This window comes from Vibrio sp. 1-1(7), assembly GCF_013048485.1.
Taxonomy (GTDB): domain Bacteria; phylum Pseudomonadota; class Gammaproteobacteria; order Enterobacterales; family Vibrionaceae; genus Vibrio; species Vibrio fujianensis.
In genome coordinates, this window is record NZ_VHSP01000001.1 from 384,427 (window position 1) to 400,999 (window position 16,573).

A 16,573-nucleotide genomic window follows, 5' to 3' on the forward strand; every position below is an offset into this window, starting at 1 on the left:
TTGTCATGTAATTTGTACACAGACTTAAATACCTTACGATGGTTTCGGTATATACTGTAACATGATAATGCTTCTCTATTGGTAGGATTTTGTATGTCGAGTATTTTAAACACGGTTGATCAGCGGACCAATTTGGTGGGAGAAAACCGCCTAGAACTGTTACTGTTCAGTTTGAATAGTCGACAAATTTTTGCCATTAACGTCTTCAAAGTCCGTGAAGTGATTAAAGTGCCCATCACCACAAAGATGCCAGGTTCACATCCCAATATTATTGGCGTTGCTTCTTTGCGCGGTGAAGCGGTTCCAGTGATTGATTTACGTCAAGCAATTGGCTTTCCACCTTCTCGCTTAGAGAATCAAGAACAAAACCTTATCATCACCGAATATAATCGTACTGTGCAGGGCTTCTTGGTTGGCCAGGTACGTAATATTATCAATACGGCTTGGACTGAAATTCAACCTCCACCTAAATCAGTTGGCCGTTCAAATTATCTGACAGCTATCACGCATATTAAAGAGCAGGATCAGACACACATTGTTGAAGTGGTTGATGTTGAAAAAGTATTGGCTGAGATTATTGATTACGATGTTTCTATTTCTGAAGAAGTCTTGGATCATAATTTATTGAGTGAAATGGTTGGGCGTAATATTTTGATTGTTGATGACTCGGCAACAGCCAGAAGTCAGGTAAAAGGGACATTATCTCAGCTCGGGCTTAATATTATTGAGTGCTGGGACGGTCTGCAGGCATTGAAGTTACTGAAATCATGGTGTGATGAAGGTAAAGACATTAATAAAGAATTACTCATGTTGATCACCGATGCTGAAATGCCAGAGATGGATGGTTATCGTCTAACCTATGAAATACGAAATGATCCGCGGATGTCAGATCTTTATATCACACTGAATACGTCATTGAGTGGCAGCTTTAACGAATCAATGGTGCAAAAAGTAGGCTGTGATCGGTTTATTTCTAAATTTCAGCCTGATCTATTAGTGGAAGCGGTGCAAGACCGTTTGCGGGCAACCTTAACCTAATAAAAAAGCCTTGCTTTTGAGTAAGGCTTTTTTATTTCCGGTCGTTTATGCCAACTAAGGTCACAGACCCTAGCGTTTAGGCTGTGCATCAATGCATTGGCCATGTACCGATTGGCTTTCTGGTGCCATTAAATACAAATAAAGAGGCATAATTTCTTCGGGGGTTTTTAACTTATTGACATCTTCTGCTGGGTAGGCTTTCGCTCGCATTCCCGTACGAGTGGCTCCTGGGTTGATAGCGTTGACGCGAATGGATGTTTCCGATAATTCATCAGCAAGGACTTGCATCATCCCTTCAGTGGCAAATTTGGAAATCGCATAAGTCCCCCAAAAAGCGCGACCACGATGGCCAACGGTTGAGCTGGTGAAAATCAGGCGTGAATTATTGGCTTTTTTTAATAAAGGAAGCACGGCTTGGGTGAGCATAAATTGAGCTTTAACATTCACTTGCATGACTTCATCAAAAGTCGCTTCACCAATTTGGTCAAATGGGCTAAGAACTCCCAGTAAACCTGCGCTATGCAGTACGCCATCTAATTGACCAAACTGCTCTTCAATGGTATCAGCCATATCTAAGTAGTGCTGCTTGGTCGCTCCAAGCATATCTAATGGTACAATAGCCGCTTGAGGGTAGCCCGCCGCTTCTATTTCATCATAAGTGGTTTCGAGTTTTTTTACCGTCCGACCTAATAATATCACGGTTGCACCGCAAGCTGCATAGGTGAGGGCGGCTTGTTTACCGATACCATCTCCTGCACCGGTAACCAAAATGACTTTATTTTTTAAGGCGTCAACAGAAACAGAATAATTCACGCTATGTTTCCTTATCGTTATGATTTACTTTTCGTCTTCGTGACAAGATGGTTACAATACACCAATTCGCATTGAAGAGGATGAGTACATTGGAATTTTTATTGGAGTATGGCTTATTTTTAGCCAAGATTGCGACTGTCGTCGTTGCACTCGTCATGGTGCTAGTGCTGGTAAAATCGGTTGGAGTAAAGCATCCTTCTGCTAAAGGTGAGCTAGTGATTACCAACTTGACTGACCAGCATAAAGAGACGGTTGAGCAGTTTGAGTCTTATCTGCATGACGATAGTGTGTTGAAGGCACGTCATAAAGCAGAGAAAAAAAAGGCAAAAGAGCAGCAAAAATCTCGAGAAAAGGCGTTAAAAAAATCGATAAAAGAAGGGGAGTTAATTACTGAGCGTGAGCCTCATCTGTTTGTGCTGGATTTTCGTGGCAGCATCGATGCGAAAGAAGTGGCTTCATTGCGAGAAGAGGTGACAGCTATTTTAGCCGTTGCCCAAGCTGGTGATGAAGTCCTACTGCGCTTAGAAACAGGCGGCGGTATGGTACATGGGTATGGTTTAGCGGCTTCACAATTGGATCGTTTAAAGGCGGCTCAGTTACCTTTGACTATCGCGGTAGATAAAGTCGCTGCTAGTGGTGGGTATATGATGGCATGTATTGCCGATAAAATTGTCTCAGCCCCCTTTGCGATTGTTGGCTCTATCGGTGTGATTGCTCAGTTACCCAACTTCCATAAATTGCTGAAGAAAAATGATATTGAATTTGAACAACTGACCGCTGGCGAGTATAAGCGAACGCTAACCATGTTTGGTGAAAACACGGATAAGGCCCGTGATAAATTCAAGCAAGAGCTAGAAGAAACCCATGAACTATTTAAGCAGTTTATTCGTGATCATCGTCCAACGTTAGAGTTAGAGAAGGTGGCAACCGGAGAACATTGGTTTGGTACTCAAGCACAACATTTAGGTTTAGTGGATGAAATAGTCACCTCAGATGATTTGATAGTGAAAGCTTGTAAAGAAAAAACGGTGCTCGCAATACGCTATGTACAGAAGAAAAAACTAGCCGATAAATTGGCTGGCGTGGCCGGAGAGGCGGCAGATTCAGTGCTGCTTAAGTTGCTGAGTCGGGGTCAGCGTCCGATTATTTAACTTATCAAGCAAGGTTGATCATCAAGCATGCTCTATGAGAAAGCGCCTAGTTTGGGCGCTTTATTTTTAATGCATATCCTTTTTCTAGTATAGCGCACAGTATTCCAGCGATTAATCCAATCAAGTGAGCCTCTGTCGCGACACGAGCTTCGATCCAAATTTCCGTCCCAAGCGATGCGCCAAACCATTGTTCCCAAGCCACTTTGGCAATCACACTAACAACCAGCCAGCGGCTACTCTTTCTACCGTGTAGCCATTCTTGAGCGGCAAAGAAGGCAAATAAACCGTGTAATGTGCCAGATAAACCCACGTAGAGTGTCATGTGAGTAAAGTAAACCCCAATGCCTACTGAGCCACTTAAAATAATTAGAGCCACAAGAAGTGATTTTGCGGTAGGCCGAAAGAGCAAGGCAATCGCCCAGAGTCCTGCTAGATTCATCGTGAGATGAACAAAGTTGGTATGCGTTAAATTGCCTGTTAGAATGCGCCACCATTGCCCTTGTTCAATCGCTATTCGGTGCCAAGCACTAAGACTACTGAACGGCTCAAATTGTAAGCCGAGGCACAGTAAACTGACTAAACACAACACTAGGTAAAGATTCACAATATGTCTCGTTATTGTTCTCGATGCGGAAAAGCGCGCAAAGCTTGTATTTGTGCGGGAATTGTACCACTAGATTCCACGGTGGAGCTTATCATTCTTCAACACCCAACGGAACAACATCGTCCAATGGGGACGGCTCGTATTTTGACCTTATCGCTTGCTAATTGTCGCTTATGGATCGGTGAAGACTTTCGTCATCACCCTGAATTGAATGCATTGCTGGCCGAGCCGGATGTGATTCATCAGGTTTTGTATCCCTGTGAGCATTCAATTTGTGTTTCGGATAGCGAGCCTTCAATAGAACAAAAAGTTCGAGTTATTTTGCTTGATGGCACTTGGAGAAAGGTATTTAAAATGTGGCAGATCAACACTCAGTTACATCATTTACCGTGTTTGCATCTTCCTGAAACATTAAAGGGTAACTATCGCATTCGTAAAGCGCCGAATGATAATGCGTTATCGACAGTAGAAGCGGGATTTCACTTACTGCAACTATGGCAACCTAAACAAGACTTCTCCCCGTTACTGACTTGCTTTGAAGCCATGATTGATCATCAAATTAACCAGATGCCCAAAGGGGTGTTTGAGCAGCATTACGGCAGCAGATCAAGCCGGTAGCAATCAAAACTGCTTGAGACACCACGGCTTATCGATAACATCTCGTGTCGAGACTTTTAGTAAGAGCTGTGAGTAGAAAAAAGCTGCTGATGTAGACGCTGCGCGTAAGCATCGGTCATCGCAGCGATATAATCACAGATCACCCGCATCCCTCCTCCTGAATGTTGTTCTGCGTTTTGCCATTTTTCTCGAGTTGCCTGTGGTAACAAGCGTTCAGGATCGGCCGCCAGCGCTTCAAAGAGATCCATAATCAGCTGCTGTCCTTTATATTCAAAGCGTTGTACTTGTGGAACTTGGATCACATATTGGCTGACAAACGATTTTAAGACTTCCAACGCATTGGCCATGCTAGGTTGTAAATAGGCATTAAACGCGAGTAAATCGCTGTCAAAAGCGCTTTCAACGGGTTTAATACTGATACTGGTGAGTAACGCATTGACCAATCCACCAATCGCATCTTTACGAATATGGTGCTGGCCAGAAAATAACATTTTCGTTACGCTTTGGGTGTGCTCGACAAACCAAGCATCGCCGCTATTTAGTAGTTGTTCTTCTGCTGCTTGTTGCCATTCTGTTTGATTGACCATGCCAAGGACAATCGCATCTTCTAAATCATGAACGCCATAGGCGATATCATCGGCCAATTCCATGATGGAACAATCTAATGATTTGAAGCGTGTTTTTTTATGCTGATAAGGTGTCGCTGGACGTGCTCGCATTTGGCTTAATTGTTGTTTATCTTGCTCACTGAGTGGAGCAAGAACCCAATCAAGACAGGCTTTATCACAATCATAAATACCTTTAGCGGGCGACCACTCCTTGGCCTTTAACTGTCGTTGATGAGGTACCGATTCGGGTCGCTTATCAGCATGTGTTTGACTCAATAGCGCAGGGTATTTGAGTAACCCCAGTAAGGTACGGCGAGAAAGATTCATTCCATGATGTTCAGTGTACGGCTCTAAGGTTGTGACAATGCGAAACGTCTGGGCATTGCCTTCAAACCCACCATGTTCACGCATCATATAATTAAGTGCCACTTCACCGCCATGCCCATAAGGGGGATGGCCAATATCATGCGCAAGGCATAACGCATCGATCAAGCTATCTGAGGGTAATAAATCCGCAAATTCGGGCTGTTTTAGTCTTAGTTGCGCCACAATCCCGGTGCTAATTTGCGCCGCTTCAAGTGAATGGGTCAAACGAGTCCGGTGAAAATCATTTAAATTGGTTCCATGGACTTGAGTTTTTGCCTGTAAACGACGAAAAGCAGCAGAATGGAGAATTCTCGCCCGGTCGCGCTGAAAAGGGCTGCGATGATCATCACGGCGAATTTTATGTTCATCATTATTGCGTGCTTGCCATTCCGGATTGATTACAATTTGCATCCCAACTCCTGATCAAACTTATTGTTATAAAACGTACAGTGTGTTAGCTAATTTCGTCTAGTGTTAATTCAAAACTTGGGGCAAAAGTTTCTAAAAAATAAGCCATTTCTGGGGTATGCCGCTCTTTCAATGTGATATCAAGCCGCTTTTTAGCTAGGGCATATTCATGGTTACCTGCGCTGAGTTCTTCTAAACATTTAAGATAAGCGCACAAACTGTCGGCTTGCTTGACGATGGCTGCATCTTCATTGTGCGCCGCTTCAGTGAGCAGAAAAGGCTTGAAATCGTCTTGCAACTCTTCCGGCAACATGGCCAGTAGGCGCTGTTCAGCGGCGGCTTCGATTTTTTTATATTCTTTAGCAATATCAGGGTTAAAATATTTAACGGGTGTTGGCAAATCGCCCGTTAACACTTCACTGCTGTCGTGATACATGGCCAATAACGCGATACGCTCAGGGTTGAGCTGCCCGGCAAACTTCTTGTTTTTTATTATCGCCAGTGCATGAGCAACAAACGCCACTTGCAGGCTGTGTTCAGAAACGTTTTCTTTGGAGATAGAACGCATGAGTGGCCAGCGTTGAATTAATTTCATCCGTGCGAGGTGAGCAAAAAAGTGGCTCTCTTTCATAGCAATAGACATCCTTGCTTAGTGGAATTGATGGATCATGTCAACGGAGTATAACGTTATCTCTCTATGACTTGAAGTTACCGCTTTGCCGCGACAAACTTGCAGCGGTGGTGAGCAGAGTGACATTCGTTCCCGAGGGTAATGTGTTTGATTTGTCTCGTATGCCGGTGAAATAGTTATGTTTATCAATAAGTCATTGTGTATTGTGGTACGAAAAAAATCACTAGTGAAGGCGTATTTATTTTAGTTCTATTTTTTAATAGAAGAAGTAATAGATAGCACTGCTCCTGTAGGTTGTAATGCGAAAAAATGCTGTTTCTTTAGTTAATCGTCAAATTTCCGGGTTGCCTTATGGGTCTTTATCAAAAGTAGAAGTGACTCATGAATTAGGACAATTTTTAGAGATAATGGCTAAATGTGATAAACGCAACTAAATCTAGCTTCTTTCCTCCACTGGATAAAATCAGCGGTAATTCACAGGTAATAGAAGTTTTTAAAGTTATCTAAATAAGTGTTCCTAATTGTACTACATCGTGTTGAAAGCCTATTGATTCAGATGATGATAAGATGGTTTTTTGTGAATGTTATGAAACTGGGATGACTATTTTGCTGACCAGATCGCAATATTTTTTATTAAGGATTGAAACTTTATGAAATATATTAGTCTTTTTGTTTGTTCATTTTCTACTGCATTTTTTGTAATTTTTCTGAGGAATTTTTTTAATAATGAATTATCGGGTTTAATTGGGGTTATATTTGGATTTAGTATATGTCTATTATTCAATAAGATTTTTTATAAATAAACGTTTGAAATTATTTTGTTTTTAATCCGATATTTCTCAGCTAATTCAGGAATAAATCGCCTCATAGAATCTACCGAGTAATTTGAGTCGTTGTGTTTGGTGATCTTGAAGCCCAGTGATGAATCGAATGACGGACAAACGCGACTTGCAGGCTGTGTTCAGAAACGTTTTCTTTGGAGATGGAACGCATCAGCGGTAAGTGTTGAATTAATTTCATCCGTGCGAGGTGAGCAAAAAAGTGGCTCTCTTTCATAGCAATAGACACCCTTGCTTAATCGAATTGATGGATAGGCTCTCTAGTCAGCAGAGTATATACCCAAACAGCTTAGAGTTACAGGTAGGCGGTAAGTGAGTTTATCCCTAACCAACATAGAATCTAATCGTTTCTCTCAATCCGTTGAACATATATACTTTAAGTAGGTCACTTGTTTGTTTAAAGACCAAAGTGGCAAAAGTAGTATTAGGAATTTAGGATGTTAATTAAAAAAATGGACGCACCCCATGATATGCAAATAGGTGCTAGGTTTGAAACTCAAAAACATGGTTATGTTACGGTTGTTGAGTACTACAACACTCATACAGTCATCGTCGCTTTTGAAAATACAGGTAATATTCGTTCAATCACAGCGGCTAAGCTACGAAGTGGTCAAGTTCTTGATCGATCTGTCCCTCCTCAGTCTTCAATAGTGGGAGAAAAAATTGAATCCGTAAAACACGGTACTCTCACGATTGTGCAAGTCGAGTCTGAGAACATTGTGGTGCTCGAAAATGACAAAGGTGAACAAGTTCGTATGATAATGGCTGCAGTGCAAAAACTTCGTGATAGCGGTGATGCAGTGAATGCAGATCAACAATCGGTTAAATTACCAACATCATTAACGGCTTTAACTAAACGCAGCAAAAAAACCAAAGACGTTAATAGCTTGCTCAAAAAAATGCTTTCTGACTACGGAAAATAGTAACAATTCATCCGACTATTTTTAGGGACTGCCCCTATTGATAAAAGATTACTAGATCTCGATCACATATTTAACGCTGATCTTTCGCATGGAATTTTATCTAATAAAATGTTTTGTTTTTGTTGATCTATGTCACAAGGTCAATCTGACTTTGTGATTTAGATCGTTTTTAATTGTTTGCGATTTGGTTATTATTTTTTCATCAAGTAATGGGAATAAATGCTCTTAATTAAACTCTACAGAGAAGTCATATTATGAAAAAAATTATGGTGGTATGTGGTAACGGTCTTGGCACATCATTAATGATGGAAATGGCTGTGAAAGAGGTTGTGGCTAAAATTAGTCTAGAAGCAGAGGTAGAGCATGAGGATTTATCCTCTGCTTCTTCAAGCAAAGCGGATATTTGGGTCGCTGCAACGGATATAGCTAACCAATTAAAAGATCAAGGTAAAGAAAATATAGTTAGCCTAGCAAATATTTTTGATAAAAGTTCGATTGAAGAACAATTAAAAAAATTCATATAAGGAATGATGACCTATGGAAAATTTCTTTGAATTTATGTTTGGCTTATTAAAAGAGCCAGCAATTATGGTCGGCCTTATTGCTTTTATCGGCTTGGTTGCACAAAAATCTGATATTTCGACAATCCTAAAAGGTACAATTAAAACCGTAATGGGTTTCCTGATTTTAGGTTTTGGTGCAGGTGCTCTTGTTGGTGCTTTAAATAACTTTTCAACCGTTTTTATTGAAGCATTTGGAGTCAGCGGTGTCATTCCAAATAATGAAGCGATTGTTGCTATAGCACAGGAAGCTTTTGGTTATGAAATGGCATTGATTATGTTTTTTGCTTTTATGGTGAACATTCTTCTGGCACGCTTTACACCATTAAAGTTTATTTTCCTAACTGGTCACCACACCATGTTTATGTCAATGTTGGTTGCGGTAATTCTGTCAACTGCGGAAATTAAAGGCGCACTGTTAGTAGCTATCGGTTCAGTTATCGTTGGATCATTGATGGTCATTATGCCTGCACTTGTACAGAAGTACACCGAGAAGGTAATGAATACCGATCAACTTGCAATGGGGCACTTCTCGACATTTTCTTATCTCATTGCTGGCTTTGTAGGCTCTAAATTTGGAGATACATCAAGATCAACTGAAGACTTAAATGTTCCTAAGAGTTTAATGTTCTTGCGTGATACACCAGTCGCCGTTGCGGTTACTATGTCACTATTTTTTATGATTTCATCGATTTTTGCGGGAGGCGAATTTGTTGAAACCGTATCAGGTGGCCAAAACTGGGTAGTATTTACCTTCATCCAATCGCTAGTCTTTGCCGGTGGTGTTTACATTGTACTACAAGGTGTCAAGATGCTTATTGCGGAAATTGTACCAGCATTTAAAGGCATCTCTGACAAGTTAGTTCCTGGTGCTCGACCTGCTCTAGATTGTCCAATGGTATTTCCCGTAGCGCCTAATGCGGTATTGATTGGTTTCTTGTCTTCATTTGCCGCTGGTCTGGTAGCGATGGCAGTTCAAGGGGCTCTGGATTGGACAATTATTGTGGCTGGTGTTGTACCTCACTTTTTTGTCGGTGGCGCAGCAGGCGTATACGGAAACGCAACGGGTGGGTTACGTGGCGCAATTCTTGGTTCATTTACTCAGGGTTTATGTATTTCGTTCCTGCCGATGATGTTGTTACCTGTACTGGGTGGTTTGGGGCTTGAAGCAACAACGTTTTCAGATTTTGACTTCGGCGTGGTTGGTCTAATTCTTGGATGGATTGTTTCATGAGTATTTTTAATTTAATTGGCGACAGCGGAATTGTTATTTCAAACGAAAAAAACTTAAGTGTTGACGCTGCGTTAGATATCGCCTGTTCGACACTCATCGCTCAAGGTAAAGTGAATAAAAACTATCTAGATGCAATCAAAGTAAAACACAAAGAAATTGGTCCGTATTATGTATTAGCACCTAAAATTGCCATGCCACATGCTCGACCAGAAGACGGTGTCAATGAAGCAAGCTTGCAAGTGACGGTATTTAAACATGGTGTAGATCTTGAATCGGAAGATAATGGTGATGTTTATTTATCCGTAACACTGGCAGCCGTAGATTCAGACAGTCATATTCAAACCATTGTCGCTTTATCTGAATTATTCCAAAATGATGATGACATAAATGCAATCATTTCTGCGGAAAGTAAAGATGAGATCGCGAGAATACTCAATAAGTATTAACTAGTTATAGATATGACAATTATAGAAGCCCTCAATAGCTTGAGGGCTTCTATTTTAAATAAGACTTATTGGCTATAAGTACTTAAAAAACGCTCGAAGCGGCCGATGGCGATTTCCAGATCTTCAACATGAGGTAAGGTCACGATGCGGAAATGATCTGGTTTTGGCCAGTTAAAGCCAGAGCCTTGTACCAATAGCACTTTCTCTTGGATCAAAAAGTCTAAAATCATTTTTTGATCGTCTTTGATGCTGTATTTTTTGGTATCAATTTTCGGGAATAAATACATCGCCCCTTTGGGTTTAACACATGATACACCAGGGATTTGGTTGATCAGTTCCCACGCGCGATCGCGCTGTTCTAATAAGCGGCCACCGGGTAAGATCAGCTCATTAATACTTTGGTAACCACCAAGCGCGGTTTGAATCGCATGCTGCATCGGTACGTTAGCGCACAAACGCATTGAGGCGAGCATATCTAATCCTGCAATATAGCCTTGAGCAAGATGTTTCGGGCCAGTTAAAAACATCCACCCTCCACGAAAACCACAAACACGATAGGCTTTAGACAAGCCATTAAAAGTGATAACTAATACATCTTCGGTAAGCGTTGCAATAGAAGTATGGGTTGCACCATCGTACAGAACTTTATCGTATATCTCATCGGCAAAAATCATCAATTTATGCTGGCGAGCAATTTCAATTACCTCGAGTAAAAAATCTCGGCTGTATACGGCACCGGTTGGGTTGTTCGGATTAATCAAAACAATCCCACGCGTTTTCGGCGTGATTTTCTTTTTAATATCATCTAGATCGGGATACCAATCGGCTTGCTCATCACAGAGGTAGTGAACTGCCGTTCCTCCTGAAAGGGCAACCGCAGCGGTCCATAGCGGATAATCAGGAGCAGGAACCAGCATTTCGTCACCGTTATTCAACAGCGCTTGCATCGACATGACGATTAACTCTGATGCTCCATTTCCGACATAAACATCTTCCACGTCTAAGCTACGTATGCCACGTTTTTGGTAATATTGTACGACAGCTTTACGGGCAGAATAGATGCCTTTTGAGTCACAATAACCTTGTGAGGTCGGCAAGTTTCGAATGACGTCGACTAAAATTTCATCAGGGGCATCGAAACCAAAAGGGGCCGGGTTGCCGATGTTTAACTTTAGTATTTTATGCCCTTCTTCTTCCATTCTTTTAGCATGTTTAAGTACTGGTCCTCGAATGTCGTAGCAGACATTATCGAGTTTTGATGACATCCCGATATTTTGCATTGCAATGTTCCTAAAAATAATTGAAACCCTTGATTAAATTACACCAAATTGCCTTTTTTTAGAATAAAAATCTGACGATTAAAATGTGGCATCGTTGCTGACCAACCAAGAGCGCGGAATTGTTGTCTAGGATAATAATAGATGACAGGGTATTGAAAGCCAGCCATTCATCGGGTGACCCACTCTTGCGACTGGTCGTTTACATAGAAAAGCCACAAAAGAGGTGCGGTAACCTTGATTTAAATGGGTTCTCTCAATAGAGTAGCGACTGTAAAATCGAATCTCAGAGTAGACGAGGTCGCTTTGTCTAATTTTTATCAAGCCATTGCTCGGTTGATAGAGCAAATAAACGACGCGAGGGATAACGACGTTCGTTTTATCCAAGAGTTGGCAGGAAAGCCCCCCTTTGCGTTGATCGATTGGCTTGAAGCCCAACCGATATTTCCGAAATTTTATTGGCAATCTCGTGATACCCGTGAAGAAGTGGTCGCTCTTGGTCAGCTGTATACCTTTTCAGATCCTGCGCCTGCTTATGCCATTGTGGGTGAGCATCAACGCATTTGGGGAGGGCGTTCGTTTGATGGTCAAACAGAAAAAAATCCTCGTTGTATGGCATCGTTTTTTTTCTTGCCACAAGTTGAACTGATTCGTTTTGATGATCATTGGTCAATCGCCGCCAATATCAATCAAGATAGACAACGAACCTGTGCGACTTTACAGCGATTACAGCACGAAGTTGTGCCATTGGGGGCAATTTGCAGTGAAGTGATGCAGGTGAAGCACTCTCCGAATCAAGTTGACTGGACTAAGATCGTGCAACAAGCGTTGGATGGGATTGAGCGCTCTGCCTTACAAAAAGTGGTGTTGGCTAGGCAGAGTCGTATCATGCTTAATCAGCCGATTCGAGCTGCTCAGCTACTGAAAGCTAGTGCTTTAGAAAATCATGAGAGTTTTCATTTTTTACTGGCTTTGGATCATCGACATAGTTTTATCGGATCCACACCAGAGCGTCTTTACTACCGTAACGGACAAGAGTTACAAACCGAAGCGTTGGCAGGGACGATTGGACGTGGAGGCGATCCCTTGCAAGATAAACAGCTCGCCGATTGGTTAACGCACGATAGTAAAAATCTCAATGAAAATCAGTTTGTGGTTGACGATATTATTGAGCGCTTAACGCCTTATTCTGAACTGGTGAGGGTTGAGCCACAAGCGAATTTGGTTCGCTTGCGTAAAGTGCAGCACCTTAAACGCCGAATTTATGCTCAACTAAAAGCTGGAGTGAATGCGGTACAACTGCTTCGAGCGTTACAACCGACTGCAGCCGTAGCTGGGTTACCTCGTCAAGCTGCGTTGAGTTTTATTACTCAGCACGAACCTTTTGTTCGCGGATGGTATGCCGGATCAATGGGTTATTTTAGCCATCAACAAGCTGAGTTTTGTGTTGCGATTCGCAGCGCATTAGTTGTGGATGACGAAGTGCAACTTTTTGCAGGCGCTGGGATCGTTCCAGGGTCTATTGCCGAGCATGAATGGCAAGAGTTGGATAAAAAAATGTCGACGTTACTCAGTTTAATGACCGACCGTTTACCTTTGGGGCTCTCCTCATGAATCAAGATCAAGCATTATTGAATCGAATTTGGTCACAAACTCTATTAGAAGAATTGGCTCGTTTTGGAGTGAGTGAGGTATGTATCGCCCCGGGATCACGCTCAACGCCACTGACGTTGGAAGCTGCCGATAATGGTAAATTCAACCTTCATACTCATTTTGACGAACGTGGGTTAGGTTTTTTGGCGCTCGGTTTAGCCAAAGCGAGCGCCAAGCCGGTGGCGATTATCGTCACGTCAGGAACCGCAGTGGCCAATTTATTACCAGCGATTGCTGAATCAAAACTGACAGGGGAGCCTTTGATTGTACTGACGGCCGACCGTCCGGTTGATCTCGTTGGATGTGGCGCGAATCAGGCCATTGAACAATCAGGTATTTATGGGTGTCACGTCACGCAATCTATTGCACTGCCTAGCCCTAATGTGAGTTTATCCCTCAATTGGTTGTTAACCACTCTTGACGATGCGCTATATCAACAAAGCCAGTTCGGTGGTGCAATCCATATTAACTGTCCGTTTCCAGAGCCGCTTTATGCTTATAATGATCGACAGCTTTATGCCGACTATCTCAACCGTATAGAAAGTTGGCGCAAAGGGAGCGCTCCCTATACGCAACGCCATTATGCTAGCGCATCCATTGATCCGATAGATAAGCGTATTTTGAGTAAAAAAGGCGTGGTACTGATTGGTTCGGTACGGTTACATGAAGCGCAAGCTGCGCTTGAGTTTGCTAAACAGCTCGGCTGGCCGGTGTTGTGTGATCCCCAATCTGGAGTGAGTAGTGAATGGGCGCATTATGACTTGTGGTTACAAAATAGTGCAGCCAGAGTGCTGCTGAGTGAATGTCAACAAGTCATTCAATTTGGTGCTCGTATCGTGTCTAAACGATTAAATTATTGGCTTGAGCAACGCGTTTCGAGTGGTGAATGTGATTATGCTTATCTTGCTTGGCAGGCCACACGTAATAATCAGTCACATCTCGCTCAGCAGCATTGGGTGTGCGATATGGTAAGCTGGGTAAAGGTGCAGCTCAATACACTGCCTGCGCTCAAGCAAACCCATTCTGGCTGGGCTAATGAACTTAAAAATTACGCACGCAGCGTGACTCAATTGGCTCAGTTGCATTTTTCCAATCCGCAGTTAAGTGAAGTGGCATTAGCGCTTGATCTCAGTGAGCGAGGCCAGCTTTGCGATCTTTTTCTTGGTAATAGTTTAATTGTGCGCTTGGCGGATATGTTTACCGCATTCACCCCAAGAGAGGTGTTTTCTAACCGCGGTGCTTCAGGTATTGATGGTCTATTGGCAACGGCATCCGGGGTACAACGCGCATCAAGAAAACCGATGCTCACGCTGCTGGGTGATACTTCATTATTGTATGATTTGAACTCGTTGGCACTGGTTAGAGAAACCCCACAGCCCTTGGTGATTGTGGTCATTAATAATGATGGTGGGGCTATTTTTGATTTATTGCCTGTCCCAGAGCAGCAGCGAGAAGCACTTTATCAAATGCCTCATGGTTTACAATTTGAATATGTGGCTAAGCAGTTCGGATTAGCGTATCAAAAACCTGAAACATTAGCGGCTTATCAAGCGGCGATTGAAACACACTTAACGACAGGACAAGGCACTTTACTGATCGAAGTGATTACACCACCGCAACAGGCTGCGGCTCATATTCAACAATTATTATCACAAATCCATGCTTTATAGTTGTACCTCCTCTTTCACTCAGACTCTATCAGCTCGACCGGTACTGGTTTTTTTGCATGGTTTACTGGGCAGTGGTGACGATTGGCAGCCAGTGCTTGAACGACTCAACCAAGAAGCTTGCTTAACGATCGATTTACCGGGGCATGGACAGAGCCAAAGTGTGATATGCCATGATTTTGCTAGCTGTTGTCAGCATATTAAACAGACAATTCTCATCCACTATGATTCATCGACACCAATTTGGTTCGTGGGGTATTCATTAGGTGGACGTATCGCGATGACTGGATGTGCCGAAGGCTGGTTTGACCAACTCAATATCCAAGGACTCGTGGTCGAGGGGGGACATTTTGGGCTGCTTAGTGAGACTGAAAAAAATGCTCGCTGGCAACATGATCAGCACTGGGCAATGCGCTTTAAATCTGAGCCTATCGCTCAAGTATTGGCCGATTGGTATCAGCAAGCGGTATTTTCTTCACTCAATCATGAGCAAAGACAAACTTTAATTCGCTTGCGAAGTGGTAATCTTGGTCCCCCGATCGCTAGGATGCTGTTAGCCACGTCGTTGGCCACACAGCCGTACTTGCTGCCTCGACTGATGAACCTGCCTTTTCCGGTTCACTATGTATGTGGGCAACACGATCAAAAATTTCGTCAGCTCGCAGAGCACAGCGGGTTGAGCTACAGTGTTATCGACCATGCTGGGCATAATGTACATCATGAACAACCTGATGCATTTGCTCAGATAGTAAAAAAACGGCTACTTACGCCTGCATGAGGTGTAGGTGACAACAACAATGGAAATTACCATGGCTAAAACAGTAGGCATTTCAGAACAAGAACTTTATGCGCCAGTGGTCTGGCACGATTGTACTGACACTTATCAAGATATTCATTACCACAAATCGCCAGACGGGATAGCTAAAATCACCATTGCACGCCCCCAAGTGCGCAATGCTTTTCGTCCCCAAACAGTGAAAGAGATGATTCATGCGTTAGCTGATGCACGTTATGACGAAGGGGTGGGGGTCATTATTTTAACCGGATTAGGTGACGATGCTTTTTGCTCTGGTGGCGACCAAAAAATTCGAGGTGATTACGGCGGTTATCAAGATGATACCGGTACTCACCACCTTAATGTGTTGGATTTTCAACGACAAATTCGTACGTGTCCAAAACCGGTCATCGCGTCGGTTGCTGGGTGGGCCGTTGGTGGTGGACATGTCTTGCACATGATGTGTGATCTAACAATAGCGGCGGATAATGCCCAATTTGGTCAAACTGGGCCGAAAGTTGGTTCGTTCGACGGCGGTTGGGGAGCTTCTTATATGGCGCGTATCGTTGGGCAAAAAAAGGCGCGCGAAATTTGGTTTTTATGCCGTTTCTACGATGCCAAAGAAGCGTTAGAGATGGGATTAGTCAATACAGTGGTTCCTGTTGTTGACTTGGAAAAAGAAACCGTTCGCTGGTGTCGTGAAGTGTTACAACATAGCCCAATGGCATTACGTTGCCTAAAAGCAGCGCTCAATGCTGATTGTGATGGTCAAGCGGGCTTACAAGAATTAGCGGGCAATGCCACCATGTTATTTTACATGACAGATGAAGGCCAAGAAGGCCGAAATGCTTTTAATGAGAAGCGTCGTCCTAACTTTAATAAATTTCCTCGGAACCCATAAAAAGGTCGGCAACTTGCTAAATATCACTGCGGCGTAGTCGCGGCGGTGATTACTTTTCACA

General features: G+C 42.8%; 16 protein-coding genes and 1 pseudogene. 11 read left to right on the forward strand and 6 right to left on the reverse strand.

Annotated elements, in window-relative coordinates; genetic code table 11:
• Nucleotides 1–93 precede the first annotated feature (93 nt).
• Complete coding sequence (locus FKN05_RS01885; protein ID WP_099610175.1) at nt 94–1,038, forward strand: chemotaxis protein CheV; 945 nt, start codon at nt 94–96, stop codon at nt 1,036–1,038.
• A gap of 69 nt (nt 1,039–1,107) precedes the next feature.
• Here FKN05_RS01885 and FKN05_RS01890 read toward each other — a convergent pair whose 3' ends face one another.
• Entirely contained in the window at nt 1,108–1,851 is a 744-nt protein-coding gene (locus FKN05_RS01890; RefSeq protein ID WP_099610176.1) for a YciK family oxidoreductase, read from the reverse strand.
• 89 nt (nt 1,852–1,940) lie between these two features.
• Here FKN05_RS01890 and sohB point away from each other — a divergent pair, with 89 nt between their 5' ends.
• Nucleotides 1,941–3,002, forward strand: a complete 1,062-nt coding sequence (gene sohB / locus FKN05_RS01895; RefSeq protein ID WP_170887222.1) for a protease SohB — start codon at nt 1,941–1,943, stop codon at nt 3,000–3,002.
• Nucleotides 3,003–3,048: 46 nt separating this feature from the next.
• Here sohB and rrtA read toward each other — a convergent pair whose 3' ends face one another.
• Nucleotides 3,049–3,606, reverse strand: a complete 558-nt coding sequence (rrtA, locus tag FKN05_RS01900; RefSeq protein ID WP_170886732.1) for a rhombosortase — start codon at nt 3,604–3,606, stop codon at nt 3,049–3,051.
• Between the two features lie 3 nt (nt 3,607–3,609).
• Between rrtA and FKN05_RS01905 the strand changes: the two genes are divergently transcribed.
• Nucleotides 3,610–4,224 carry a tRNA-uridine aminocarboxypropyltransferase gene (locus FKN05_RS01905; protein ID WP_099610178.1) on the forward strand — a complete coding sequence of 205 codons (615 nt, stop codon included), beginning with the start codon at nt 3,610–3,612 and terminating at the stop codon, nt 4,222–4,224.
• A gap of 56 nt (nt 4,225–4,280) precedes the next feature.
• Here FKN05_RS01905 and FKN05_RS01910 read toward each other — a convergent pair whose 3' ends face one another.
• The 3 genes and pseudogenes from FKN05_RS01910 to FKN05_RS01920 all read right to left on the reverse strand — a co-directional run.
• A complete protein-coding gene (locus tag FKN05_RS01910) occupies nt 4,281–5,609 on the reverse strand; it encodes an anti-phage deoxyguanosine triphosphatase (protein ID WP_170886734.1) in 1,329 nt (442 codons plus the stop codon).
• A 43-nt stretch (nt 5,610–5,652) separates the two neighbouring features.
• Entirely contained in the window at nt 5,653–6,237 is a 585-nt protein-coding gene (gene yfbR, locus FKN05_RS01915) for a 5'-deoxynucleotidase (RefSeq protein WP_099610180.1), read from the reverse strand.
• 924 nt (nt 6,238–7,161) lie between these two features.
• Nucleotides 7,162–7,293: pseudogene (locus tag FKN05_RS01920) on the reverse strand (YfbR-like 5'-deoxynucleotidase); the annotation flags it as partial.
• 220 nt (nt 7,294–7,513) lie between these two features.
• Between FKN05_RS01920 and FKN05_RS01925 the strand changes: the two are divergent.
• From FKN05_RS01925 to FKN05_RS01940, 4 genes are all read left to right on the forward strand, one after another.
• The gene (locus FKN05_RS01925; RefSeq protein ID WP_099610181.1) at nt 7,514–7,999 is read left to right on the forward strand and encodes a hypothetical protein; all 486 of its coding nucleotides are present in this window, start codon (nt 7,514–7,516) and stop codon (nt 7,997–7,999) included.
• Between the two features lie 254 nt (nt 8,000–8,253).
• Nucleotides 8,254–8,523 (forward strand): PTS sugar transporter subunit IIB, encoded by a 270-nt coding sequence (locus FKN05_RS01930; protein ID WP_099610182.1) that lies wholly within the window; start codon nt 8,254–8,256, stop codon nt 8,521–8,523.
• Nucleotides 8,524–8,536: 13 nt separating this feature from the next.
• A complete protein-coding gene (gene ulaA / locus FKN05_RS01935) occupies nt 8,537–9,793 on the forward strand; it encodes a PTS ascorbate transporter subunit IIC (RefSeq protein WP_099610183.1) in 1,257 nt (418 codons plus the stop codon).
• Nucleotides 9,790–10,239 (forward strand): PTS sugar transporter subunit IIA, encoded by a 450-nt coding sequence (locus FKN05_RS01940; RefSeq protein ID WP_170886736.1) that lies wholly within the window; start codon nt 9,790–9,792, stop codon nt 10,237–10,239. Before ulaA ends, FKN05_RS01940 begins: the two co-directional genes overlap by 4 nt.
• A gap of 65 nt (nt 10,240–10,304) precedes the next feature.
• Here the strand turns inward: FKN05_RS01940 and FKN05_RS01945 are convergent, their stop codons facing one another.
• Nucleotides 10,305–11,519 (reverse strand): pyridoxal phosphate-dependent aminotransferase, encoded by a 1,215-nt coding sequence (locus FKN05_RS01945; RefSeq protein WP_099610185.1) that lies wholly within the window; start codon nt 11,517–11,519, stop codon nt 10,305–10,307.
• Nucleotides 11,520–11,822: 303 nt separating this feature from the next.
• On the opposite strand from FKN05_RS01945, the gene FKN05_RS01950 reads away from it, so the two are divergent.
• The 4 genes from FKN05_RS01950 to menB are packed head-to-tail and all read left to right on the forward strand — an operon-like array spanning nt 11,823 to nt 16,512.
• A complete protein-coding gene (locus FKN05_RS01950) occupies nt 11,823–13,130 on the forward strand; it encodes an isochorismate synthase (RefSeq protein WP_099610201.1) in 1,308 nt (435 codons plus the stop codon).
• Nucleotides 13,127–14,839: a 2-succinyl-5-enolpyruvyl-6-hydroxy-3-cyclohexene-1-carboxylic-acid synthase gene (gene menD, locus FKN05_RS01955; RefSeq protein ID WP_170886738.1), complete on the forward strand. Its 1,713-nt coding sequence runs from the start codon at nt 13,127–13,129 to the stop codon at nt 14,837–14,839. Before FKN05_RS01950 ends, menD begins: the two co-directional genes overlap by 4 nt.
• Nucleotides 14,829–15,614 (forward strand): 2-succinyl-6-hydroxy-2,4-cyclohexadiene-1-carboxylate synthase, encoded by a 786-nt coding sequence (gene menH, locus FKN05_RS01960; RefSeq protein ID WP_170886740.1) that lies wholly within the window; start codon nt 14,829–14,831, stop codon nt 15,612–15,614. Before menD ends, menH begins: the two co-directional genes overlap by 11 nt.
• Nucleotides 15,615–15,645: 31 nt before the next feature.
• Complete coding sequence (gene menB, locus FKN05_RS01965) at nt 15,646–16,512, forward strand: 1,4-dihydroxy-2-naphthoyl-CoA synthase (protein WP_099610202.1); 867 nt, start codon at nt 15,646–15,648, stop codon at nt 16,510–16,512.
• Nucleotides 16,513–16,573: the final 61 nt, after the last annotated feature.

Coding starts and splice junctions, on each gene's coding strand:
- yfbR (WP_099610180.1), bottom strand. CDS start 6,237: ATGAAAGAGAGCCACTTTTTTGCTCACCTCGCACGGATGAAATTAATT.
- menD (WP_170886738.1), top strand. CDS start 13,127: ATGAATCAAGATCAAGCATTATTGAATCGAATTTGGTCACAAACTCTA.
- FKN05_RS01940 (WP_170886736.1), top strand. CDS start 9,790: ATGAGTATTTTTAATTTAATTGGCGACAGCGGAATTGTTATTTCAAAC.
- FKN05_RS01885 (WP_099610175.1), top strand. CDS start 94: ATGTCGAGTATTTTAAACACGGTTGATCAGCGGACCAATTTGGTGGGA.
- FKN05_RS01930 (WP_099610182.1), top strand. CDS start 8,254: ATGAAAAAAATTATGGTGGTATGTGGTAACGGTCTTGGCACATCATTA.
- FKN05_RS01905 (WP_099610178.1), top strand. CDS start 3,610: ATGTCTCGTTATTGTTCTCGATGCGGAAAAGCGCGCAAAGCTTGTATT.
- menH (WP_170886740.1), top strand. CDS start 14,829: ATGCTTTATAGTTGTACCTCCTCTTTCACTCAGACTCTATCAGCTCGA.
- menB (WP_099610202.1), top strand. CDS start 15,646: ATGGCTAAAACAGTAGGCATTTCAGAACAAGAACTTTATGCGCCAGTG.
- FKN05_RS01945 (WP_099610185.1), bottom strand. CDS start 11,519: ATGCAAAATATCGGGATGTCATCAAAACTCGATAATGTCTGCTACGAC.
- ulaA (WP_099610183.1), top strand. CDS start 8,537: ATGGAAAATTTCTTTGAATTTATGTTTGGCTTATTAAAAGAGCCAGCA.
- FKN05_RS01910 (WP_170886734.1), bottom strand. CDS start 5,609: ATGCAAATTGTAATCAATCCGGAATGGCAAGCACGCAATAATGATGAA.
- FKN05_RS01925 (WP_099610181.1), top strand. CDS start 7,514: ATGTTAATTAAAAAAATGGACGCACCCCATGATATGCAAATAGGTGCT.